The organism is Pseudomonas sp. LBUM1671 (genome assembly GCF_059695685.1).
In genome coordinates this window covers 2,908,328-2,930,670 of sequence record NZ_CP166782.1, presented here as the reverse complement: position 1 = coordinate 2,930,670, position 22,343 = coordinate 2,908,328, and the positions used below count along the sequence as shown (strand labels likewise).

Annotated in this window: 18 protein-coding genes; 14 read left to right on the top strand and 4 right to left on the bottom strand. The window is 59.0% G+C overall.

The window, feature by feature from the left end; translation table 11 throughout:
- The first annotated feature begins 74 nt into the window (after nt 1-74).
- Entirely contained in the window at nt 75-1,076 is a 1,002-nt protein-coding gene (locus tag ACA060_RS13540; RefSeq protein ID WP_109630819.1) for a FecR family protein, read from the top strand.
- 58 nt (nt 1,077-1,134) lie between these two features.
- Here the strand turns inward: ACA060_RS13540 and pvdQ are convergent, their stop codons facing one another.
- Nucleotides 1,135-3,480, bottom strand: a complete 2,346-nt coding sequence (gene pvdQ, locus ACA060_RS13535; RefSeq protein WP_497317856.1) for a bifunctional acylase PvdQ — start codon at nt 3,478-3,480, stop codon at nt 1,135-1,137.
- A gap of 244 nt (nt 3,481-3,724) precedes the next feature.
- Between pvdQ and ACA060_RS13530 the strand changes: the two genes are divergently transcribed.
- Nucleotides 3,725-4,096, top strand: a complete 372-nt coding sequence (locus ACA060_RS13530) for a fe2+ zn2+ uptake regulation protein (protein ID WP_497317855.1) — start codon at nt 3,725-3,727, stop codon at nt 4,094-4,096.
- A 17-nt stretch (nt 4,097-4,113) separates the two neighbouring features.
- Here the strand turns inward: ACA060_RS13530 and ACA060_RS13525 are convergent, their stop codons facing one another.
- Nucleotides 4,114-4,302, bottom strand: a complete 189-nt coding sequence (locus ACA060_RS13525; protein ID WP_008024801.1) for a hypothetical protein — start codon at nt 4,300-4,302, stop codon at nt 4,114-4,116.
- Between the two features lie 587 nt (nt 4,303-4,889).
- Between ACA060_RS13525 and ACA060_RS13520 the strand changes: the two genes are divergently transcribed.
- Genes ACA060_RS13520 through ACA060_RS13500 form a run of 5 tightly spaced genes read left to right on the top strand, consistent with a single transcriptional unit; the run spans nt 4,890 to nt 11,963 of the window.
- Nucleotides 4,890-6,131 (top strand): MFS transporter, encoded by a 1,242-nt coding sequence (locus tag ACA060_RS13520; protein WP_497317853.1) that lies wholly within the window; start codon nt 4,890-4,892, stop codon nt 6,129-6,131.
- Between the two features lie 21 nt (nt 6,132-6,152).
- Complete coding sequence (locus ACA060_RS13515; RefSeq protein ID WP_497317851.1) at nt 6,153-7,283, top strand: LuxE/PaaK family acyltransferase; 1,131 nt, start codon at nt 6,153-6,155, stop codon at nt 7,281-7,283.
- 1 nt (nt 7,284) lies between these two features.
- Nucleotides 7,285-9,687 carry an aldehyde dehydrogenase family protein gene (locus tag ACA060_RS13510; protein WP_497317849.1) on the top strand — a complete coding sequence of 801 codons (2,403 nt, stop codon included), beginning with the start codon at nt 7,285-7,287 and terminating at the stop codon, nt 9,685-9,687.
- 51 nt (nt 9,688-9,738) lie between these two features.
- The gene (locus tag ACA060_RS13505) at nt 9,739-11,028 is read left to right on the top strand and encodes a phenylacetate--CoA ligase family protein (RefSeq protein ID WP_497317847.1); all 1,290 of its coding nucleotides are present in this window, start codon (nt 9,739-9,741) and stop codon (nt 11,026-11,028) included.
- Entirely contained in the window at nt 11,028-11,963 is a 936-nt protein-coding gene (locus ACA060_RS13500; protein ID WP_497317845.1) for a GNAT family N-acetyltransferase, read from the top strand. Before ACA060_RS13505 ends, ACA060_RS13500 begins: the two co-directional genes overlap by 1 nt.
- Here ACA060_RS13500 and ACA060_RS13495 read toward each other — a convergent pair.
- Complete coding sequence (locus ACA060_RS13495; RefSeq protein WP_109630799.1) at nt 11,952-12,878, bottom strand: LysR family transcriptional regulator; 927 nt, start codon at nt 12,876-12,878, stop codon at nt 11,952-11,954. The two genes, ACA060_RS13500 and ACA060_RS13495, sit on opposite strands and share 12 nt — an antisense overlap.
- Nucleotides 12,879-12,996: 118 nt before the next feature.
- On the opposite strand from ACA060_RS13495, the gene ACA060_RS13490 reads away from it, so the two are divergent.
- Nucleotides 12,997-13,992, top strand: a complete 996-nt coding sequence (locus ACA060_RS13490) for an aldo/keto reductase (protein ID WP_497317843.1) — start codon at nt 12,997-12,999, stop codon at nt 13,990-13,992.
- A 44-nt stretch (nt 13,993-14,036) separates the two neighbouring features.
- Here the strand turns inward: ACA060_RS13490 and ACA060_RS13485 are convergent, their stop codons facing one another.
- Nucleotides 14,037-14,570 (bottom strand): hypothetical protein, encoded by a 534-nt coding sequence (locus tag ACA060_RS13485; protein ID WP_109630794.1) that lies wholly within the window; start codon nt 14,568-14,570, stop codon nt 14,037-14,039.
- A 366-nt stretch (nt 14,571-14,936) separates the two neighbouring features.
- Between ACA060_RS13485 and ACA060_RS13480 the strand changes: the two genes are divergently transcribed.
- The 6 genes from ACA060_RS13480 (at nt 14,937) to glgA (ending at nt 22,327) form a co-directional block, all read left to right on the top strand.
- Nucleotides 14,937-16,928: a methyl-accepting chemotaxis protein gene (locus ACA060_RS13480; RefSeq protein WP_109630791.1), complete on the top strand. Its 1,992-nt coding sequence runs from the start codon at nt 14,937-14,939 to the stop codon at nt 16,926-16,928.
- Between the two features lie 294 nt (nt 16,929-17,222).
- Nucleotides 17,223-17,669, top strand: a complete 447-nt coding sequence (locus ACA060_RS13475; RefSeq protein ID WP_109630789.1) for a DUF411 domain-containing protein — start codon at nt 17,223-17,225, stop codon at nt 17,667-17,669.
- The gene (locus ACA060_RS13470) at nt 17,669-18,103 is read left to right on the top strand and encodes a YqaA family protein (RefSeq protein ID WP_109636035.1); all 435 of its coding nucleotides are present in this window, start codon (nt 17,669-17,671) and stop codon (nt 18,101-18,103) included. Before ACA060_RS13475 ends, ACA060_RS13470 begins: the two co-directional genes overlap by 1 nt.
- A gap of 84 nt (nt 18,104-18,187) precedes the next feature.
- Entirely contained in the window at nt 18,188-19,213 is a 1,026-nt protein-coding gene (locus tag ACA060_RS13465; RefSeq protein WP_497317840.1) for an alpha/beta fold hydrolase, read from the top strand.
- A gap of 13 nt (nt 19,214-19,226) precedes the next feature.
- Nucleotides 19,227-20,180: a D-2-hydroxyacid dehydrogenase family protein gene (locus tag ACA060_RS13460; protein WP_497317838.1), complete on the top strand. Its 954-nt coding sequence runs from the start codon at nt 19,227-19,229 to the stop codon at nt 20,178-20,180.
- Between the two features lie 560 nt (nt 20,181-20,740).
- Nucleotides 20,741-22,327 (top strand): glycogen synthase GlgA, encoded by a 1,587-nt coding sequence (gene glgA / locus ACA060_RS13455; RefSeq protein ID WP_109630780.1) that lies wholly within the window; start codon nt 20,741-20,743, stop codon nt 22,325-22,327.
- Nucleotides 22,328-22,343 lie beyond the last annotated feature (16 nt).

The window sequence follows — 22,343 nt, the reverse complement described above, 5'->3', positions numbered from 1 at the left end:
ATGGTTAATTGCCATGACGGCTGTTCTCGCATGCTTCCCCACAAGGTTAGAATGTGGGAAATCAGGATGAGTCAATGACCGACAATTCTCTCTCGCAAGCCGAATATGACGCCATCACCGATGCCGCTGCGCACTGGTGCATGCGTCTGCACGCCGTGGACTGCACCGCTGAAGAGCGGATCGCCTTCGAACAGTGGCGAGAGGCTCATCCGCTGCATGCGTTCGAGTACGAGGCCATGCTGGAAATCTGGGAAGTCGCGGGGGACTTGCCGCGTCCCGAAGCCGTCGCACCGGTTGCTCGTTTCAAACCTGCCACACCCTGGCGCACGATTGGCATTGCCGCCGCCGTTTGTGCCCTAGCGTTGCCGTTGGCGGCGTACAGCGGCTGGAACATGGGCTGGCTACCAAATTCGTATCAGCACTTCGAAGCCAGCGACACGGTTCGTCAGGTCACCCTGAGCGATGGCAGCCAAGTGGAGTTGAACCTGGACAGCGAGCTGACGTTCAGCAACTACAAGGATCAGCGCCGGGTCACGCTGGAAAAAGGCGAGGCCTTCTTCAGTGTCAGCCACGACCTGGCTCACCCTTTTGTTGTCAGGGCAGCGGAGGGAAGAATTCGGGTCACCGGGACCAAATTCAACGTCTGGATGTACGAGGATCAGGTACGCGTGAACCTGATTGAGGGCTCAGTGCTGGTCAGCAGCAACGATGATCTTCCGGGCGATGGCTTGCGTCTCGGACCTGCCATGCAGGCGCGCTATAAACACGGCGACTTCACCCCGCAGATCAATCAGACCTATCCCAACGACAACGCCCTGGCCTGGCGCAGCGGCAAACTGGTGCTTGATGATCTGTCGTTGAACGATGCCCTGCCGTTGATCAACCGTTACCTGAGCAAACCGATCATGGTCGCTGACCACAGCACCGGCACGATTCGTCTGGGTGGCATCTACAACATCAAGGAACTCAACAACCTGGTGGCTTCCCTGCCCAAAGTACTGCCGGTCTACCTGACCCGAAACAAGGAAGGTAATCCGGTACTCAATTCGATCCCGCAACAAACCCCGAAAAGCTGAAAGGCCGCAACCCTCAACGGGAGGCGGCCTTTCATTTGTCGCTTGCACCGCCCTCTTCTTATTGAGCGGCCACCTTCCCGGCTTTTTCATCCTGCTCGCGGATCGTCTGCGCCTGATACTGCGGATCTGACGTGATCTGCTGCTCGGTAAACGGCAACGGACTCAGCTGTTTCTTCGAAAAGGCCAGGGTCTGGTCCCGGGAATACTTCGATGTCGGATCGTTGGACAACGAGAACGCCAGCAGACCTTGCGCGTGCGGGCCTTTGTCATCAAAGGTCACCACTTGCAAATAGCTGGTGCCGCTGATGACTTCGAGTTTGCCATCGGTCCTCGGCACACTCTGGATGGCGTTGTACACGCCCAGCGTGCCCGGCCCGCCGTGGATCGGCGTCTGCTGGCCGCCGCTGCTGACCACCTGAATGTCGCCCCAACGGCTGTCATCCTTGAGCCCAAGCTTTTTGACCTGCTCCACCGACGCCAGCATTGCTTCGCGTATCGCCCGGCTCACCTGCGGATTATCCAGCGCCAGCCCGCGCGGTGTGTGTTGCGGGTCTTTCGGATCGAATGCCACTCGCCAGATGTCCGGGACTTGCTGCAACGGTTCCATTACGTTCTGGAAGTGAACAAACCCGAGCCCGCTGTCCAAATTTGCGCTGCGGTCCCACGCCTTGAGGCTCGCACATACCGGCGCGAGCGTGGCGGCATCGGCGCCCAGATCGCCAGCGCAGAACTGCAACAGATCCGGCATCACTTGCCCGGCCTGATAGACCTGATCGTCCATCACCATTCGTTGCAAATCCGCCGCCGAGATCAGGCCGGCCTTGCTCAGCGTGCTCAATCGATCCAGGGCGAAACGCGAGCGCAGCCCCAGTGCCTGGCCTTCCTGACTGATCAGGGGCGAGAAACCGGTGAGCGGCTGCGCCGGGTTGGCCATCCACGCAGAATCATTGGAGTGTTGTACGTAATCCTTGCGCAGCAGTTGCGGCAACTTGTCCGCCGCATAAATACCCTGTTGCGCGGCGTTCGGATCGCTGTCCCACGCGCAAGCGCTGTTGGAGCCGTCGAGCACGATCATCTGCAACCCGATGCGCGGGTCGCTGCACTTGGCCAGTTTGTCGGCGCTGACGTTCGGCACCACCGACAGGTTCATGTAGAGCGTTTGCCCCTGACTATCCACCGCCAGGGTGTTGACCCACGGGATGCCTTGAATCTTGTGCACCGAGGCCTGCAAATCCTTGAGGCTGGTGGCCTGATTCATCGCGTACCACTGCTGCAACACCCGGTCGTTTTCCAGGTTGGCATCGCGCAGGCTGTAGGCGTATTGATTGTCCCAGTCGAGTTTGCCGGGCCACTGCACGATCGGACCGAACTGCGAGCTATAGACCACATGAGACACCGCTCGGGTCTGGCCGTCGGGCTGTTTCACGTTCACCGTCACGGTTTGCTTGTCCATTGGCAGCGACTTGCCGTCAAGCAGGTAACGAGTCGGATCCTTGGGATCAAGTTGCAGGCGATACAGGGTGAAGTGCTTGGACGTGTCCACCGTATGGGTCCACGCCAGGTGCTGGTTGAACCCGATATTGATCATCGGCAGCCCCGGCAACGCCGCGCCCATCACATCCAGCTTGCCGGGAATGGTCAGGTGCATCTGATAGAAGCGCATCCCGCCAATCCAGGGGAAATGCGGGTTGGCGAGCAGCATCCCACGGCCATTGAACGACCGCTCGTTGCCGACCGCCACCGCATTGCTGCCGCGATCCAGCGCGAACCGCTGCATGCGCGTGGCCGCCAGCTGAAACGACGACCCTTCGCCTGCGGCCTTCGTGACGGCCTTGGGTGGCGTCGCCCCCGCCAGCGCTTCGGCGAACTGCCCCACTCCGCCTTCGACCAACAGACGGCGGGTCAACTTGACCAGGTCCTGCGAGGTGATATCGCGTACCCATTCGCCTTGGCATTGCTGCGGCAAACCCTGTGCGCGGCGTTCGCTCAGCGAGCGGTTGTAGCCCGCAACATAACCTTCGACCAGATCACGCACTGGTGAGGTTTGCGCCTTCCAGAACCCGGCGACGGCGTCAGGGGTATTGAGCCAGGTGAAGAACAGATCGCTGACCTGGTTTTCGCGCTCCTCGACCGTCAGTTGGTCCGGGCCGAAATAGCGTGAACGCTCGCCATTGACGGTGACAATCTCATTGGCCAGCAAGCACAGGTTGTCCTGGGCGTAGGCGTAACCGATGCCATAACCGAGACCACGCTCGTTTTCGGCACGGATATGCGGCACACCAAAACTGGTGCGGCGAATATCGGCGCTCGCCTCCTCGGGCGTACTGCGCGCGCTTGCCGCAAGACTCAGCCCCACCAACATGCCCGCCAGGCTCAACCTGGTTAATTGCCTGGAAATAATCACGCTCGCTCCTGATCGAAAAGACAAACACCCTGCGTCAAACACGCACCGCGCCTTCCCCTAGGAACGAAATCGACGACAAAAATTTAGGCCCTGAAAGGCGCTTTTTCCGGCCATCTCACAGGCTGCTGACATGCCGGTGACGAATTTTCTACATTCGGGCGTTCATTATTTGGTGTGCTCGTACGTCTTATTCAATGAGAGCACCCATCACATTTCCTGGCCGGCTCGGAAAAGGAGTTTTTGCATGTACAACTCGCAACTGCCAACGGACGGTAGTCACGCGCCCAAGGGTTCAGCCATGAGCTCCGGGGTCTTCAGCCAACAAGGCGAGCGCAATGGCAACGAGCGGATCAGGTTGCTGCTCAAAAGCTATGGACTGCGAACCAGCCTGATTCGACTCAAGGTCATCGACGCCTTGCTGACCGCCGCCGAAAGCGAGCGCAGCCTGGGCGTGCGCGGCGTGCATGGCCACTTGCTGGACCTGGATATCCCCCTGTCCTTTCTCAGTGTGCGAGAAGTGTTGAAACGCTTGTGCAGCGAAGGCGTAATCACGCTCAACGCGGACAAAAGCTACAGCCTGCATCCACAGGCTGTAGCCCTGCTTCATCGCGACTGATCAGTTCAATGCGTCGTTCAAGGCTTGACCTTGCGACGCATCACGCCATTGATCACCACCACGATCACCGCCACGCCGATGGCGATGTACTGAAACAGCTTCTCGCTGATGACACCTGCGTTTTGCAGATACGAAAGGCCGAACATGATCCCCAGCACCACCAGGGAGATCAGAATCGAGTATTTCAAACGTTGCGACTGAGTCATTGCGAGTTCCTGAACCTGAAAAATGTATCCGTTTTGTATCTGAAAGCATGCCAAGCCCCTACCTTTGTGCGGGAATGGGACGCTGCAAACGGGGTCTCATGTTACAGCCGATGAAGAGATTTGGCTTTATTGCAGCGATAACCATGAGGATTTTCAAATGTTACGTCGAATCACGTTGCTGATTCCCCTGATCGCTCTGCTAACCCTTAGCGGTTGCATCGTTTTCCCCCACGGGGGCTGGCACGGTGACCACCATTACGACAGAGGTGGACCCGGTTATTACCAGCACCGTTAAAACCTCTTCGAAAGTAAAACTAATCACTTGTAAAAACACAAACGCACCCTGTAAGACTTTTCGATATACCCGCTTAGTAGCGGGTATTTTCGTGTAGGATTTCTCCTGCACCAATGTACGTCACTTCACAAAAACTCTCTCTTTTGTTCTCTGACCCGCGCACTAGACGGGCCGCAAAACTTCTGAAATTTTGTGTCTCACTTATCGCAATGAAATTACTCATCGATAATGACTATTCTTGCTCCACCACCTGAGAACTTACTTTATAACTTAAGCCCCCCGAAGGAACTCCATGCGCAGCGCCTTGATAACTATAAGCCCCATTCGATTATTCGGGTTTTGCATCGCAATTGCTCTTTTCGAACTACTCACTTATATGGCCAGCGATATGATCATGCCGGCCATGCTAACTGTCACCCAACAACTGAATTCCAGTCCCGAGCATGTCCCTTATGCCTTTAATTTGTATTTAGCCGGGGGCGTTCTCCTGCAGTGGCTGATCGGGCCGCTGTCCGATCAGTACGGTCGCCGCAGAATGTTGCTTATCGGTTGCGGGCTATTCGCCCTGGCCTGCGTTGCCACGTTCAACGTGAAAACCATATATGCCTTCAACGCCTTGCGTCTGGTTCAAGGAATGGGGCTGGGGTTTGTCATTGCCGTCAGCTATCCGGCCTTGCAAGAAGTCTTCTGCGAAGCCGATGCAGTAAAAATCATGGCGCTACTAGGGAATGTTGCCCTGCTTTCACCTCTTCTGGGGCCCTTGCTGGGCAGTTTGTTGCTGGAATGGATCTCCTGGCGGGAGCTGTTTTTACTGCTGGGCGTCATTGGCGTGCTGGCCTGGGTTGCGCTGTTCATCTTCATGCCGGAGACCGTGGGAACTTTGCGCCACGATGGTCAGCGCCTGGCTGCAATGCCCTTTGAATGGCGTGGCACCTTTCGCCGCTATGTCGCTTTACTCACCAACCTGCGATTCATGACGGCCTCTGTTGCACTAGGCGTGATGAGCCTGCCATTGATCGCCTGGATCGGACTGGCGCCACTCCTGCTGATTCAGAACCAGGGGTTTTCGTCGCTTGAGTACGGCCTGTGGCAAATCCCGGTATTTGCGGCAGTCATTCTCGGCAACCTGATACTCAACCGATTGATTGCCAACAATGAGTTGCCACAACTGATTCGATACGCGCTTTGGCCGTTTTGCGGTGGGCTTATCGCGCTGCTCGCCAGCAGTGTCTACGGTGCGTCGACGCCTTTGCTGATCAGCGCCCTGGCGCTTTACGCCATCGGCCTGGGCATGAGCAATGCCGCACTGTACCGGCTCGCGCTATTTTCAAGCGACGACAGCAAAGGCCTGGTCTCGGCCATGATCGGCATGATTTCGATCGCCGTCATGGGCGGCGGCGGCTCGCTGATGGCAGCGGCCGGCGCTGGCGTCAGTCACGAATCCTTCGCCCTGATGGCGGGTGTCGCCGGGCTCTTGTGCCTGCTGCCCTTGCGCCTGTTCCTGCGGCGCGCCCTTCCCCCGCTTGCTGCCTGACCCCACTCGATAGGTCCTTCGATGATCCATTTACCCCACACCGATGCGCTTTGCGCGTTAACGCACCCCTATTGCCTGGATTCCGTGCCTGAAGGCCTGTTCGACCAGGCTATGGGGGAAATCAGCCTGTTTCATTGTCACCACACGCCCGGCTACGAGCGCTGGCTCAATGCTAACGGTCTCGTTGCACGAGACCTGGAGACACTGGATGACTGGTCAAGGCTGCCACCGATTTTCGCCCATTATTTCAAACGTCACTTGTTGTTCGGTCCCACAGGCGAAGACGCGCTGGAGCTGACATCCTCCGGCACCAGCGGCCAGAAGAGTCGCTTGCGCTACGACGAGCGCAGCATGGCCGCCGCCCAAGGGATGGTGAGCCACATTTTTCGCCATTACGGCTGGGACACCCCCGACACCCCTTGCAACTACTTGCTCCTGAGCTATGAACCCAAGGCCGCCATCACATTGGGTACCGCCTACACCGACCAGTTTTTGTGCAGTTACGCGCCGGTCAACCGCGTCGCCTACGGATTGCGCCTGACCGGAGAAGGTCACGCGTTCGATCTGTTCGGGGTGATCAGCGCCTTGCAGGCGTTTGCCGAAGAAGGTTTACCCGTGCGTATTCTCGGCTTCCCCGCGTTCCTTTCCCACGCGCTGCAACACATGGCAGACACCGGCGTGGCGGATCTGCAGTTGCCGGCCGAGTCACTGGTGTTTCTCGGTGGCGGCTGGAAAACCCAGGCGGCGCAGGAAATTCCTTTGTCGCAGTTGTATGAACGGATCAACCGCCAACTGGGTATCGACCTGTCCCGCTGCCGCGACGGCTACGGCGCTGTCGAGCATGCCGTGCCCTACGTCCAGTGCGCTCACCAGCATTTTCATGTGCCGGTTTATTCGAAGGTCTTCGTGCGCAATCCATCCGACTTCACCGTCCTGCCCTACGGCCGGCGCGGGTTGCTGGAGTTCGTGTCGCCCTACATTTCTTCCAGCCCCGCGCATGCCGTGGTCATGGGGGATCTGGCGACGCTGCACCCCGGATCAAGCTGCGGATGCGGCTTGCAGACCGACTGGTTTGAACTGCATGGACGCGCCGGCACGAGCGCCAGCCGAAGCTGCGCAATGGCCGCGTCTGAACTGATTGGAGGAGCCTGATATGTACCTGATCCATGGCGAACTGCGTGACGACGTCACCCTCGAAACCGCCCTCGGTGAACTGCACCCACAACTGCCACGGCTGCTGAACGCGCCGATCGACAGCGCCACCGTGATCGACGCAGCGGCCCGCTTTATCCTGCAATTGCAGGCTGGCAGGCTGGACGTGCCCCTCGACGACGATCAACGACTGGGGCTTGTCGACTTCTGCCAACGCAGCAACCTCGTCACCAAGCTTGAGCGAGAGTTGGGTGTGCAACCGCGCTCCCTGCGGCGTATCGATTACCGCCAAGCGTGCTTTGAGAGCTGGCACCCGCTGGGTCTGGTGGTTCACATCACGCCGGGCAATGCGCCGATGCTGGCGTTCTGCGCGGTCGTCGAAAGCCTGTTGGCCGGTAACATCAACTGGCTGCGCCCCAGCTCCAGCGATGATGGATTGACCGCCCGGTTACTCGCAGCGCTGGTGCACTGCGATACCCGCGGCAAGCTGGCTGATTTCATTGCGGTGTTGCCGGTCAGCACTACTCAGATAACGCGACTCTGCACCCACGCTGATGGTGTCGCCGCCTGGGGCGGTGAACAAGCACTCAAGGCGATTCGTCAGCAGATCCCGGCCGGGTGTCGCTTCATCGATTGGGGCCACAGGATCAGTTTCGCTTACCTGTCGCCCGACGCGGCTAGCCCTTCGACGCTGGACGCGTTGGTGGATGAAGTGTGCAGCCTCGATCAACAAGCGTGTTCCAGCCCGCAATGGCTACTGGTGGACAGCAACGATCCGGCGGTTTTGCGGGACCTGGGTGAACGTTTGGCCGAAGCGTTCACACGTCGTGCCTCACACTGGCCGGCGCTGATTCCGACAGACCAGGAGGCTTCGGAGATCACCACCCGCACCGCCATGGCGCGCCTGGAACATTGCTTTGCAAACCGGACTGGTCAGGTCTGGGCCGGCCCCGGATGGAGAGTCATCTGGGATCACAACCAGACGCTCGCGCCCTCGCCGTTGTTTCGCACGTTGCTACTCAAACCGGTGCCGCAACACTTGATCGCCGAGACGCTGTTGCCTTGGCGCACGGTCCTGCAAAGCTGCGCGTTGATTTGCTCACCTGCACAGACGCCCGGGCTGATACGCACGCTGGTCAATGCCGGCGTCACGCGTATCGCCCCGTGCGGTTCGATTCATGACGGTTACCCCGGGGAGCCCCATGACGGCGTCTACGCGCTGTCACGCTTCAGTCGTCGCCTCTCAGTGAGTCTGCCGCCGGAAGCAGTGCCTGGTCGGGCAACGCTCGATGCGCCACCTCCCGCTCCCGATACACGTCACGAACCGATCATGGACAAAACCGCGTTCATGACCCAACCGATCAACGCCTCTGCACAGCTGTATTTCCGTTCCGGCGGTAGCAGCGGTACGCCGGCCCTGGCCGGGTTCAGCTATCACGACTTTCAACGGCAGATGCGCGCCGCGGCTGACGGCATGTTTGCCGCCGGTCTCGATCCGTCAACAGACCGGGTGATGAACCTGTTTTACGGCGGCAGCCTGTATGGAGGTTTCTCCAGCTTCACCAAGGTTCTGGAGCAGATGGGCGTTACACACTTCCCCATGGGCGCGCCGCACAATGATGATTTCAGTGAAATTGCCCAGCTGATTGTGGACCACCGAATTACCGTGTTGATCGGCATGCCAAGTACGTTGCACCGCCTGTTTTTCAACGAACAAAGCCGACTTCGCGCATACGCCGGCATCAGCAAAGTGTTCCTCGGCGGTGAGCACCCCGGCGAGGCCAGCCTGCGCCTGATGGAAAGCTGCGGGGTTTTGACGATTCGCTCGGCGATCTATGGCTCGGTCGACGCCGGCCCGCTGGGGCATGCCTGCACGGCGACCGAGGACGGCGTCTTTCATTTGATGCGCGACACACAGCATCTGGAAATCGTGCATCTCGAACACGATGTGCCGGTGCAGGCCGATGAGGTCGGCCGATTGCTATTCACCTCCCGCGCCCGGCAAGGCCAGAGCGTGCGCCGGTACGACGTTGGCGACACCGGGCGCTGGATACCCGGAGCCTGTCCGTGCGGGCTCGACTCTCCGCGATTCGAATTGCTGCAGCGTCACGGCAAGCTGATTCGCATGGGCACGGAATTCATTTCTCCGTTGGCACTACAGGAGAGTGTCGGCTTGCCTGTTCAACTGGTCCTGGACCATGCCCTCGATGGCCGGGAGCGACTGACGGTTCTAGCGAACCTGAATGCCGACCAGGTTTATGCAAACTTGTTGAACCATGAAGCATTGGCCAATGCCGTGAACGCTGCACTGTTAACGGTGGAAGTTCACCAGTGCGCTGAATCCGGGTTCACCAGAAACAAACACAGCGGGAAAACACCGTTGGTTATCGATAACAGGAAATAAACCTGTTGCCAGTTTTTCAACCGTAGAAACGCCTGATAAAAAGAGAACCCGGTGAACACACCTTATTCGCTTGAACAACTCGTGCCTTACATAAGGCAACACTCAAACTTCTATCGTAAATACCTGCAACACTTGCCATTGGAAGGAAACACTTTAAAAGACCTTCCATTAACCAATGTTGCCGACTATTGGGCCGACAGTAACGATCTAACTGAATGGCCCGTACTGACCGGACAGATCAGTAACGGGCTGGTGTTCAAAACGGGGGGTTCAACCAGCCACGGCAAACTATCGGTGTATTCCAAGGATGAATGGCAAACGTTGGTCAGCACGTTCGGCGACAGTATTTCCTGCCAACTGAAAAACGGCGACCGCGTCGCCAATCTGTTCTTCAGCGGCGATCTCTATGCCAGCTTTCTGTTCATCCACGACTCGCTGACGCACGTCAAACGGTCTATCTGTGAGTTTCCGTTCACTGGCGAAGTCAGCATGGATGTGCTGGCGGATGCGCTGGATCAGCACCGGATCAACGTGCTGGTCGGCGTGCCGGCGCAGTTATTGCGCTTTGCGGCCTACCTGAACCAGCATCAGCGGGTTCTGTGTGGGGTTGAAACGTTGCTGTACGGCGGCGAAAGCCTGTTCGGCCCGCAAATGGCAATATTCACCCAGGTGTTTCCCAACGTGCGCATCGCCTCAATCGGCTATGCCAGCGTCGATGCGGGTCTGATCGGGGCGACGAGCCGAGACTGCGCCCCGGGCGAGCATCGGGTGTTTGAACCGCAGACTTTGCTGGAAATCGTCGATGAACTCACCGGCGAAGTCATCGAAGAATGCGACCGTACTGGAGTGTTGGTGGTGACCAACCTGACACGCCGACTGATGCCACTGCTGCGTTATCCGGTGGGCGACCGCGCCTGCTGGCGTGAGCCAGGCACAACCCCGATGCGCAAATTCGCCCTCAAGGGACGGAGCGCCCATAGTCAGCGGGTTCGGGTGGGGTCTATGTCGTTGTTGATCGACGAAGTTCTGCAGATCGTCCAGCGCGTTGCCGATACCGATCAGTGGCAATTGCGCATCGAACATGACGGCTACAAGGACATCGTCAGTGTGAAATGGGTGCCCGGCGTTCCAGCACTGACCACCGCGCCGATGTGCCAGGCGCTGTATGCAGCGCTTGTGACCCACTATCCCGCGCTCGAGCAACTGAATCGCGAAGGGTTGCTGGAGCTGCGGGTGCTGTCCTGCCCCGCCACCGAACTGAAGCTTCACCCTCGCTCGGGAAAACAGATGCGGGTCTTGGATTTGCGCACCTATGACGCGCCATCACTGGAGACTGCGTGATGTCTCACCTGATTTTTCGACGCTTTCGCCCTTCCGACGCCCGCGCCGTGAGCCAGTTGTTTCGTGAGGTCTATGGCGATCATTACGTTCAACCGGATGTTTACCTGCCGAACATGATCAGCCAGCACATTGCCGACGGCCGCTGGAAATCGATGCTGGCGGTGGACGACGTAAGGGTTCTCGGGCATGCCGCGTTGTGCCAGGAAGTGTTCCCGCAAACTGCGGAACTGGCGCTCAGCGTGGTGCATCCCGCCGCGCAGGGGCAAAGTATCGCGACCCGCCTGGGCCGGGAGTTACTGTTGCAGGCCGGACCACTGGGCTTCAAGAGTGTCGTGATCAAACAAGTGACCCACCACCCGTACACTCAACGCATGGCTGCAAACATCGGCTTCCACAGCACGGGCGTGCTTCCCGACTACGTCCCTTCGCCCTTCGGCGAGCCGCACCCGGAAACCATTGTGATGGGTTGCTACGTGGTTGAAGGCCACGCGCGCCCGCTCCCTGACATTCCCTGGCCTGAGCGCTATCGAGGATTTATGCAGCACCTGTGTTCGCTGTTCGGGACTCATCCGCAAATACCAGCACCACCTTCGATGCCCTTGCAGATCAAGCAACATCATCACCGCTTCGACATGGTCGTTCAGCGCTTGAGCAAACGCCTGCTCGACCAGATCCGGCAATTGCCCGGTCACTGGATGATCTCGACCCGGGTTGCGTTATCACGGCACTTCACCGAAGACCTGCGCAGTTTGACGCTGCTGGGTTTCACCTTCACCGGGTTGATGCCCGCACCCGGCAATCATGGATGGTTCGCCCTGTTTCATAGAGGAGCGCAGCCTCGATCCCTCAACCTGCATTGCCCCTACATGCAACAGCTGCACGACGACTTGCAGCGCAATACCGAAACACTGGCCAGCGCTCGCTCAGCTGCTTGAGTCTTTTCTGTGAAAGTCATTGCCCGGCTGCGCGCAAAGCTCCACCAGCCAGTCGACAAACACCCTTACCCGCCGGGACAACTGGCGGTGTGGGGGATAGAGGGCCGTCAATGGCATTCCGGGGGGCGGCGTCGATTTCATGATTTCGCACAAACGCCCTTCCTTCAATTGACGGGCAACGTGGTAGTACGGTGTCTGCACCAACCCGTAGCCTGCCTCGCAGGCCGCAATGTAACCATCAGCACTGTTGACCGAGACATGCTTGGGCAGATCTACCTGGCGGATTTGATCGTTGATCATGAAGTCCAGGCCGAAGCGTTTTCCGGTTGCACTGGAGAAGTACTCCACCATCCGATGGCCCTCGAGGTCCGCCAGGGTTTGGGGGGCGCCGTAATGCGCCACATAATCGGGGCTGGCGCAGGTCACCTGATCGAGCATGACCAGCGGCCGCGCCACCAGTGAGTCATCCAGCGCCGAACCGCCGCGCAGCACACAATCGACGCCTTCACGAATCAGGTCGACAGGTCGGTCATTCAAGCCGATGTCCAGTTCGATCAAGGGATAGCGACGGGTGAAGTGCGGCAATGCGGGAATCACGATCAAACGCCCGATCCCGGACGGCATGTCCACTCGCAGCAGGCCTTTGGGGTTCTGGCGAGCGGCGGAGAACACTGCTTCGGTTTCCTCCAGATCAGCCAGCAATCGCACGCATCTCGGGTAGTAGGCCGCACCGTCGAGGGTCAGGCTGATTTGCCGCGTGGTCCGTTGCAACAGTTGCACACCAAGATGCGCTTCAAGCTGCTTGATCAGGATGGTCACCGAAGCGCGGGGCAACTGCAGGCTGTCTGCCGCTTTGGCAAAGCCGCCCAACTCGACGATTCGGGTGAACACGCGCATGGCGTTAAAGCGGTCCATGGTCAGAGCGCTCCAAGTGATTGTTTAGAATTTGCAAACAGTGATAGCAGTTTTAGCCGGTTTATCTTGTTTCTGTCGAGGTCAACACTAGGGTCTTACACCACAGGGAGTTGATTTCATGCAAACACGTCAATTGGGCAAAAATGGCCCGCAGGTTTCGGCCATCGGTCTGGGCTGCATGGGCATGACCGATTTCTACACGACCGGTGTTGACACCCGCGAAGCCATCGCCACCCTGCATCGGGCGCTGGAATTGGGGATCAACCTGCTCGACACCGCTGACATGTACGGCCCGCACACCAACGAAGAACTGATCGGCAAGGCCATTGTCGGCAAGCGCGAGCAGGTGTTCCTGGCCAGCAAGTTCGGCATCGTCCGCGATCCGTCCAACCCCGGCGCCCGGGGCGTCAACGGTCGCCCGGAGTACATTCGCGACGCTATCGACGGCACGCTTAAACGCCTGGGCGTTGAAACCCTGGATTTGTACTACCAGCACCGCATCGATCCGCAGGTGGCCATCGAGGAAACGGTCGGCGCAATGGCCGAGTTGGTCAAAGCCGGCAAGGTGCGTTATCTGGGCTTGAGTGAAGCGTCAGCCGACACGCTGGAGCGCGCGCACAAGGTTCATCCCATCAGCGCCCTGCAAAGTGAATATTCGCTGTGGAGCCGCGATCAGGAAGAAAATGGTTGCCTGGCCGCATGTCAGCGCCTGGGCGTTGCCTTCGTCCCTTACAGTCCATTGGGTCGAGGTTTTCTGACGGGCGCACTGAAAAGCGCGGATGACTTCGCCGCCGACGATTACCGTCGCTTCAGCCCGCGCTTTCAAGGGGATAATTTTGCGAAGAACCTGTTGCTGGTGCAGCAAGTTCAGGCCCTGGCCGCCGACAAAGGGGTGACGGCGGGCCAACTGGCGTTGGCCTGGGTGCTGGCGCAAGGTGATTATCTGATCCCGATTCCGGGGACCAAACAGCGTAGATACCTTGAAGAGAATGTTGCTGCACTGGAGGTAAAACTCAGCCGTGACGAGTTGCACGCGCTGGAGGCGATCTTCCCGGCCAATGCCACCGCTGGCTTGCGCTATCCAGAGGAAGTCATGAAGTTGCTTGACCGGTAGCCAGGCCTGGCCCACTCAGCCTGAGTGGGCCAGCACACCTAGCGTCAGGCCTTGGAGCTGACGCCACCATCGGTAGGAGGCACCGTCGTGCCATTGCCCTTGCCGTAAGTCTGCAAGTTCTGCAGTACGTAGATTGCTGTCTTGAACTCCGGGATCAGGCCAGCGGAATACTTGTCGCCCTTGATGCTGTTGCTCTGGATGGTGTCCAGTTGCGTGGCGAAATACTCCAGCGCATTGAATTTTGCATCCGGGTCTTTCTGCACGCCGAACCGGTCAAACTTGTCGCCGGCATTCATCAATGTCATCCACGTAATGTCGGAAATCAGCCCCTTGCCTCTCAAAAAGGAACTGAGATTGCCCAGTTGTTTGGCGGAGACATTTTCCGGATCGAAACCTTTTACGTTTCGATGGATTTTCATTGCATCCATTTTCGCCGTGCTCAGCGCGTTTGGATTGCTCCCCACCAGTGACAGCATTTGCTTGATCCGGGCGCTTTGCTTGATAGGCTTGCCGCCGCCCGTATCCTGAACCAATAAACCTGCCTTGGATGTCCAAGCCCCGGCGTAGCCGATAGTCATGATTGCACTCCCGACGGCGTGACCATAAAAAACTCCTTGTTAACCCCGATTTAGAGCGGCCAAGTATCAGCGTGGCAACTTGCCATACCAACAAGTATTTCCGGTTTTTACAATTTTCGTACATTCACGATACAAAGCACCAAGTGCCTTGATTCATTGGTCTATACCAACTCGCCGTCATTGGACTGGCAGCTGATCAACCTCGTTTGTATCCACATCGACACCTTCATGACCCGACCGTCCGTCACCCCGCCCGCATCTTGTACGTTCGTACCTAAAGCTCGTCTTTCGCAGGCCGATAGCCCTTCGAAGCGCCGATCTTTTGATCGAAAACCACAATAAAAACGCTGCACAAGGACCGGTCCCATGCCCGCATTCCGCACCATCCAGGCTCGCTACACGCTATTTCTGGTCCTGTTCATCCTGCTGTTGTTTGTCCTGACAGTGGTCGGCATCAGCCAGTTGGTCGCGCCTAAACTTCGTCACACCGAAGAACAGGTCGCCCTCAACCGCATCGCCGAAGTGGCCGAGCAAATCCAGGGCGAACTGAACAAGGTTCAAGCGCAACAACGCAGCATCACCCAGACCATTGCGTTGCTCGACAGCGCCGCCATCGACACCGTCCTGCCGGGACTGGTCGATCAGTACGGCGAGTTGAAAGTGTTCGGTGGCGGGATCTGGCCGTTGCCCGGCCAGCGTGAGGCCGGACGCAACAAGTTCAGCACCTTCTGGCACCGCGACGCCTCGGGCAAGCTGGCGGTCAATACCTTCTGGAACAGCGACGCGGCCCCCAACTATTACGACCAGACCTGGTACAAGGGCGGCATGCAAACCCCGCGAGGCCAATGCGCCTGGGCCGCGGCCTACAAAGATGACGCCAGCGCCGAGCCACGCACCAACTGCGCCATGGCCATTCAGAAAAATGGTGCGGCGTATGGCGTCTCGACCATCGACGTGACCCTGGGCTTTTTCAATGACCTGATCGCGCGCAAGGAAAAAGACCTCGGCGCGCAAATGCTGATCGTCGAGGCCGACGGCAAGATCATCAGCAACAGCTCGCGGATCAATGGGCCGATTGTGCTGAAGAACATCAGTGAACTGGCCGGCAACTCGCCATTCGCCAGTCAAGTGAAGGCCGGCCTGCAAAACCGTGATCAGTCGCAGCGTGTCGAGTTCGACAACAACGGCGAAGCCAACACCTTCTTCATGCGCCCGATCGAAGGCACGCCGTGGTTCCTCGCCACCGCCCTGCCCACCAAGCTGATCACCGCCCAGCGTGACGACGTGCTCAGCACCTTGAGCCTGCTGCAAATTCCGATGGTGATCCTGCTGGTGTTGCTGCAGATCTACGCGATTCGCCAACTGATCCAGCGCATGAAAATCCTCAAGGCCAACATCGACGCCCTGTCCGCTGGCGATGCCGATTTGACCAAGCGCATCACCATCCGCGCCGAAGACGAACTGGGCGCCATCGGGCACTCGGTCAACGCGTTCATCATTTATCTGCAGAACATGATCGGCGAAGTCACCCAAGCTACCGGCGCCATGGCGTCCAGTCTCGACAACCTGCAACGCACCTCGGCCCACACCAGCCAGATTCTGGTGCGGCACGCGTCTGAAACCGATCAGACGGTGACGGCGATTACCGAGATGAGTTCGACGGCTGAAAGCGTCGCGCAGAATGCGGCCGAAACCGCGGCCTTCACCCAGCGCGCCAATGAAAACGCCGACCGTTCGCGGGTCGTGGTCGGAGAAGCGTCCAGCAGCGTGATCGCGTTGATCGACGAGGTGGCGAGCGCTACTCATAAAGTCGAAAGCATGCAGGAGGATGCGCAGCGCATCACCGAGATTCTCGGGGTGATTGGCGCGATTGCCGGGCAAACCAACTTGCTGGCGCTCAACGCCGCCATCGAAGCAGCCCGGGCCGGTGAGCAAGGTCGCGGTTTCGCGGTGGTCGCCGATGAAGTCCGCGCCCTCGCCGCTCGCACCCAGGCCAGCACCTCGCAAATCAATGAAATGCTCAAGCGCCTGACCCAAGGCGTGAGTTCGTCGGTGAGCGCCATGGAAAACACCCAGGCCAGCTGCCAGTCCGCCGCCGATGCCACGGCGCGGGTCAACACGGGGCTGGATGAAATGGCCGGCTCGGTCAGCCACATCAACAGCCTGAGCACGCAGATCGCCACCGCTGCCGAGCAGCAAAGCGCGGTAACCGAAGAGATCAACCGCAGCATGGTGCAAATCCGCCACATGGTGGATGAGCTGGTGAAAAGCGGCCAGGCCAGTGAGCTCAACACCCAGCAACTGCTGCAAGCCAACGCGCGCGTCAGCTCGATCATGGGGCGATTCAAGGTGCGTTGACCGCTGCCCGATGACACAAGCTCCCTGTGGCCAGGGAGCTGGTGTAGTAAAAGGTTGTGGTGGTGCGGAGCTTTTGTGGCGAGGGGATTTATCCCCGTTCGGCTGCGCAGCAGTCGTAGATTTTTTGGGGCCGCTTCGCAGCCCATCGGGGATAAATCCCCTCACCACAACAGCCCCCTTCAACACAATGGCTCAGCGTTTGCTGTATTACTTCGAAACAACCTCGTATCTCTTCGCGGCAAAAAATGGTCAAAATGCATCTTATTTTGGCCGCCACCCCGAGACGAAATCCCCATGCGAACCCACCTGCGTCTGGTCGCCCTGAGCGCCCTTTTCATCTCCTCCCTGGCCCAGGCCGCCGACCTGGTCCCGATCGAAGTCCACCGTGACGCCAACTGCGGCTGCTGCAAAAAATGGATCAGCCACCTGGAAGCCAATGGCTTCAAGGTTGAAGACCACGTCGAATCCAACATGAGCGAATTCAAGCAACAGCACGGCGTGCCTCCACGCCTGGCGTCGTGCCACACCGGCCTGATCAACGGCAAATTCGTTGAAGGTCATGTGCCGGCGGATCAAGTCCTGGCCTTGAGCAAACGCGATGACCTGCTGGGTGTTGCGGCACCGGGCATGCCCATGGGCTCGCCGGGCATGGAAATGGACGGCATGAGCGATGCCTACCAAGTGATCGGCCTGAAAAAGGACGGCACTGATGTGGTGGTGGCGGACTACCCGGCCCATTGATCGGCGGCGCCTACATCGGGCTGTTTTTTGCGGCATTCGGTGCCGCGACCTTGCTGCCTTTGCAATCCGAAGCGCTGCTCGTGGGCCTGTTGCTCAGCGAGCAGTACTGGCTGTGGTCGCTGCTGGCCGTCGCGACGCTGGGTAATGTCCTCGGCTCCGTGGTCAATTGGTGGCTCGGCTGTCGCCTCGAACGGTTTCGCGACCGACGCTGGTTTCCTGTCAGCCCGCGCCATCTGGAACAGGCCCGAAAACACTATCAACGCTATGGTCACTGGTCATTGCTGCTGAGCTGGGTGCCTATCATCGGTGACCCGCTGACGCTGGTGGCCGGCGTCATGCGCGAGCCGCTGGGTCGGTTCCTGCTGATCGTGACCCTCGCCAAAGGTGCTCGTTACGGGGTGCTGGCCCTGGCCACGCTGGGCTGGATCGGTTGAACGATCAGCGGCGGCAATTGCCTGTGTTTAATGTCGCCCTAATCATGCCGATCCAGCATCGGCCGTTTCCTACGGAGTCCACCCATGTCCCTTGCTCTTTCGCGCTGGTTGCCCGGCCTGTTCCTGACGGCTGCACTGCCTGTTCTGGCCCACGCTGAAGGCCCGGAATACGGACCGGAACTACAAGGGTTCGAGTACCCCTACACGGTCAAGCATTTCGCGTTCGAGTCCCAGGGCAAATCCCTGCAGATGGGTTACATGGACGTCGCCGCCCATGGCAAGGCCAACGGGCGCAGCGTGGTGTTGATGCATGGCAAGAATTTCTGCGGCGCTACCTGGGACAGTTCGATCAAGGCCCTGAGCGAAGCCGGTTACCGGGTCATTGCGCCGGATCAAATCGGTTTCTGCACCTCCAGCAAACCGGACAACTATCAATACACATTCCAGCAACTGGCGACCAATACCCAGCAACTGCTCAAAGCCCTCGGCATCCAGAAGGCCAGCTTGCTCGGGCATTCCACCGGCGGCATGCTCGCCACCCGGTATGCGCTGCAATACCCCGATCAGGTCGAGCAACTGGCGCTGGTCAATCCCATTGGCCTGGAAGACTGGAAAGCCCTCGGCGTACCGTATCGCACCGTCGATCAATGGTATGAGCGCGAACTCAAGCTGAGCGCCGACGGCATCCGCACTTACGAACGCAACACCTATTACGGCGGCCGCTGGAAGCCTGAATTCGATCGCTGGGTCGACATGCTGGCCGGCTTGAACAAAGGCCCGGGCCACACGCAAGTGGCGTGGAACTCGGCGTTGATCTACGACATGATCTTCACCCAACCGGTGTATTACGAATTCAAGGACCTGAAAATGCCGACGCTGTTGCTGATCGGCACGTCCGACACCACGGCCATCGGCAGTGACATTGCCTCCCCGGAGGTCAAGGCGAAGCTCGGTCATTACGATGTGCTCGGCAAGCACGTGGCAAAACTGATTCCCCAGTCCACCCTGGTTGAATTCCCCGGCATGGGCCACGCGCCGCAAATGGAAGAACCGGCGAAATTCCACCAGGCATTGCTCGACTGGCTGAACAAAACCAATCCCGTGCGTTAATGAGGTAAGGCTGATGGCTGTGCAGATTGCGGTGATCGATGATTGGCAGGACGTGGCCCGTGATGTGGTCGACTGGTCGGTGCTGGAGAGCCTCGGCGAGGTGAGTTTTATCCACGACTACCCTGCCGATAACGCAACACTGGCTGAGCGTCTGGGCAAGTTCGAGGTGATCTGTGTGATGCGCGAACGCACCCGGTTCGATGAAGACCTGCTGCGTCAGTTACCAAAACTCAAACTGCTGGTCACCGGCGGCATGCGCAATGCCGCGCTGGACCTCAAGGCCGCCGCAGCACTGGGCATCCAGGTCAGTGGCACCGACAGCTACAAACACGCCGCTCCGGAACTGACCTGGGCGCTGATCATGGCCGCAACCCGCAACCTCGTGGTCGAAGCCAATGCCCTGCGCGCCGGGAAATGGCAGCAAGGCCTGGGCGGCGATTTGTACGGCAAGACGCTGGCGATCCTCGGCCTTGGCAGCATTGGCAAACGTGTCGCGCAGTTCGGTCAGGTGTTCGGGATGCGGGTGATCGCGTGGAGCGAAAACCTCACGGCCGAACGCGCCACCGAAGCGGGCGTGACCTATGTCAGCAAGCAAGAGCTGTTCGAACAGGCCGACGTGCTGTCGGTTCACTTGGTGCTCAGCGACCGCAGCCGGGGACTGGTCGACGCCCAGGCGCTGGCCTGGATGAAACCTTCGGCGCTGCTGGTCAACACCGCCCGCGGGCCGATTGTCGATGAGACAGCGCTGATCAAGGCGTTGCAGAAGAATCGGCTGGCGGGGGCTGCGCTGGATGTGTTCGACGTGGAGCCTTTGCCGATGAACCATCCGTTCAGAACGCTGGACAATGTGTTGGCGACGCCGCATGTCGGGTATGTCAGCCAGCAGAACTACCATCAGTTCTTTTCACAGATGATCGAGGATATTCAGGCGTGGTCGGCGGGCGAGCCGATTCGTTTGCTCAGCTGAAACCGAGTTATCGTTCATCGCGGGCAAGCCCGCTCCCACAGAATTTACGCAATCCCTGTAGGAGTGAGCCTGCTCGCGATGGGGCCCTCAGCCCCCACACACCTCGCACCGCAATGGTGCATTTGGCTCCAAACCACGCCCACTTCCCTGACTGGCCAGTCCCGTTTTGACCCACTCTGAAAAATAAACCTGCCCTTCGTCGGTGCGTTTCCCCCTACAGGCGCTGTGCCTTTACCCTCTTTCCAGCGATTGTCGAACAATTTCGCCACTTGACCTGCCCCGCTCTAGGATCTGGCCTAGACTCATTTTCGCGAGGTAAAACCGGTCAGTCATCTGGCGGTAAGAAACTCGAAACTTTTGGTCCTGACCGGGGGTCAGGTTAAAGGTAGGGCCACAGCGACTGGTGCATTCCTTGCAAAGGCCCCTCCACCCTTTCTGCATTAGCGCATGGGGCAGCATTGCTCACCGATGCGAAGCGCATTTGCGCCCGGCCACAGGATTTGGCCACGAACACCGTTTGTGCCGGACCTGGAATTAGATCAACAACACGGGAGATTCATATGATTAGTGCGGCTTTAGATATTCAGGGAGAGCGTGCTCATCAGCAGGTCGGCGAATCGAGCGCCGTGAATGCTCCGAGCGCCCAATCGATCAGCGTACCGGGCACCAAGACGCTGACACCGGCTGCCAGTCAGAACCCGAATAGAAAGAAGGTGTTGTTCGTCACCTCCGAAATTGCCGATCTGGTCAAGACCGGCGGTTTGGGTGACGTGTCCGCAGCCCTGCCCCGTGCGATGGCGCTGCTGCACGATGTGCGGGTGCTGATCCCCGGTTATCCGCAAGTGCTGAACAGCGAAAACCCGATTCACATCATCGGTGAACTCGGTGGGCATGCCGCACTGCCGCCCTGCAAGATCGGACGCATGGACATGCCGGACGGTCTGGTCATTTACGTGTTGATCTGCCCCGAGCTCTACGAGCGCGAAGGTTCGCCTTACGGCGCCAACAACGGCCGCGACTGGCCGGACAACCACATTCGTTTCGCCCGCCTGGGCCTTGCCGCCGCCGATATTGCCGCCAATCTTGCACAAATCCACTGGTGCCCGGATCTGGTGCATGCTCATGACTGGCCCGCCGGCCTGGCGCCTGCCTACATGCACTGGCGTGGACAGCGCACCCCGACGCTGTTCACCATTCACAACCTGGCCTATCAAGGTGTCACCAGCCTGGGTTCGTGCCCGGAACTCGGCATTCCCAACCATGCCTTGCAACAGGAAGGCATGGAGTTCTACGGCAAGATGTCGTTCCTCAAGGCTGGCATGGCCTATTCGAGCCACATCACCACCGTCAGCGCCACCTACGCCCAGGAAATCACCACGCCGGCCTTCGGCTGCGGTCTCGACGGCTTTCTCGCCGCCAAGACCCAGCAAGGTCTGCTCAGCGGTATTCCCAACGGTATTGATGAAAGCTGGGACGCCGCCACCGATCCGCATTTGTTCTGCCCGTTCAGCATCGGCGACTGGGATGGCAAAGCGGTCAACGCCGCCCATGTCCGTGAGCTGTTCGGCCTGGAAGACTCCGAAGGCCCGCTGTTTGCGGTGGTCTCACGCCTGGTCTATCAAAAAGGCCTGGACCTGACCGAAGCGGTCTCCGAATACATCGTCGAAAACGGTGGCCAGATCGCAATCATCGGTCGAGGCGAGCCGGAAGAAGAACAAGCCATGCGTGAACTGGCCCTGCGCTTCCCCGGGCAAATCGGCGTGCGCATTGGCTTCAATGAAACCGACGCCCGTCGCATGTTCGCCGGCAGCGATTTCCTGCTGATGCCGTCGCGTTACGAGCCTTGCGGCCTGAGCCAGATGTATGCCCAGCGCTTCGGTTCGCTGCCGGTGGCGCGCAACACCGGCGGCTTGGCCGACACCATTGAAAACGGCGTGACCGGTTTCCTGTTCGACGAATCCACCGTCGAAAGCTACCAGGAAGCCCTGAGCCGCGCGTTCAAGGTGTTTGCCTTCCCCGGCCTGCTCAACGCCATGCGGTGCCGCGCCATGGCCGCACCTTTCAACTGGTGCAAGGCGGTAGAACCCTACGCCGAACTCTACGAACAACTTGTCGCCAAAGCCCTGGGTAAATCGGGCAGGCAGTAAAAAAGAGGTTTTCACC

Bases quoted from the DNA above. Each gene is read 5' to 3' on its own strand.
- ACA060_RS13510 (WP_497317849.1), top strand. From the start codon at position 7,285: ATGTACCTGATCCATGGCGAACTGCGTGACGACGTCACCCTCGAAACC.
- ACA060_RS13465 (WP_497317840.1), top strand. From the start codon at position 18,188: ATGTCCCTTGCTCTTTCGCGCTGGTTGCCCGGCCTGTTCCTGACGGCT.
- ACA060_RS13530 (WP_497317855.1), top strand. From the start codon at position 3,725: ATGTACAACTCGCAACTGCCAACGGACGGTAGTCACGCGCCCAAGGGT.
- ACA060_RS13515 (WP_497317851.1), top strand. From the start codon at position 6,153: ATGATCCATTTACCCCACACCGATGCGCTTTGCGCGTTAACGCACCCC.
- ACA060_RS13525 (WP_008024801.1), bottom strand. From the start codon at position 4,302: ATGACTCAGTCGCAACGTTTGAAATACTCGATTCTGATCTCCCTGGTG.
- ACA060_RS13475 (WP_109630789.1), top strand. From the start codon at position 17,223: ATGCGAACCCACCTGCGTCTGGTCGCCCTGAGCGCCCTTTTCATCTCC.
- ACA060_RS13540 (WP_109630819.1), top strand. From the start codon at position 75: ATGACCGACAATTCTCTCTCGCAAGCCGAATATGACGCCATCACCGAT.
- ACA060_RS13460 (WP_497317838.1), top strand. From the start codon at position 19,227: ATGGCTGTGCAGATTGCGGTGATCGATGATTGGCAGGACGTGGCCCGT.
- ACA060_RS13480 (WP_109630791.1), top strand. From the start codon at position 14,937: ATGCCCGCATTCCGCACCATCCAGGCTCGCTACACGCTATTTCTGGTC.
- ACA060_RS13520 (WP_497317853.1), top strand. From the start codon at position 4,890: ATGCGCAGCGCCTTGATAACTATAAGCCCCATTCGATTATTCGGGTTT.
- ACA060_RS13500 (WP_497317845.1), top strand. From the start codon at position 11,028: ATGTCTCACCTGATTTTTCGACGCTTTCGCCCTTCCGACGCCCGCGCC.
- ACA060_RS13490 (WP_497317843.1), top strand. From the start codon at position 12,997: ATGCAAACACGTCAATTGGGCAAAAATGGCCCGCAGGTTTCGGCCATC.
- glgA (WP_109630780.1), top strand. From the start codon at position 20,741: ATGATTAGTGCGGCTTTAGATATTCAGGGAGAGCGTGCTCATCAGCAG.
- ACA060_RS13485 (WP_109630794.1), bottom strand. From the start codon at position 14,570: ATGACTATCGGCTACGCCGGGGCTTGGACATCCAAGGCAGGTTTATTG.
- ACA060_RS13495 (WP_109630799.1), bottom strand. From the start codon at position 12,878: ATGGACCGCTTTAACGCCATGCGCGTGTTCACCCGAATCGTCGAGTTG.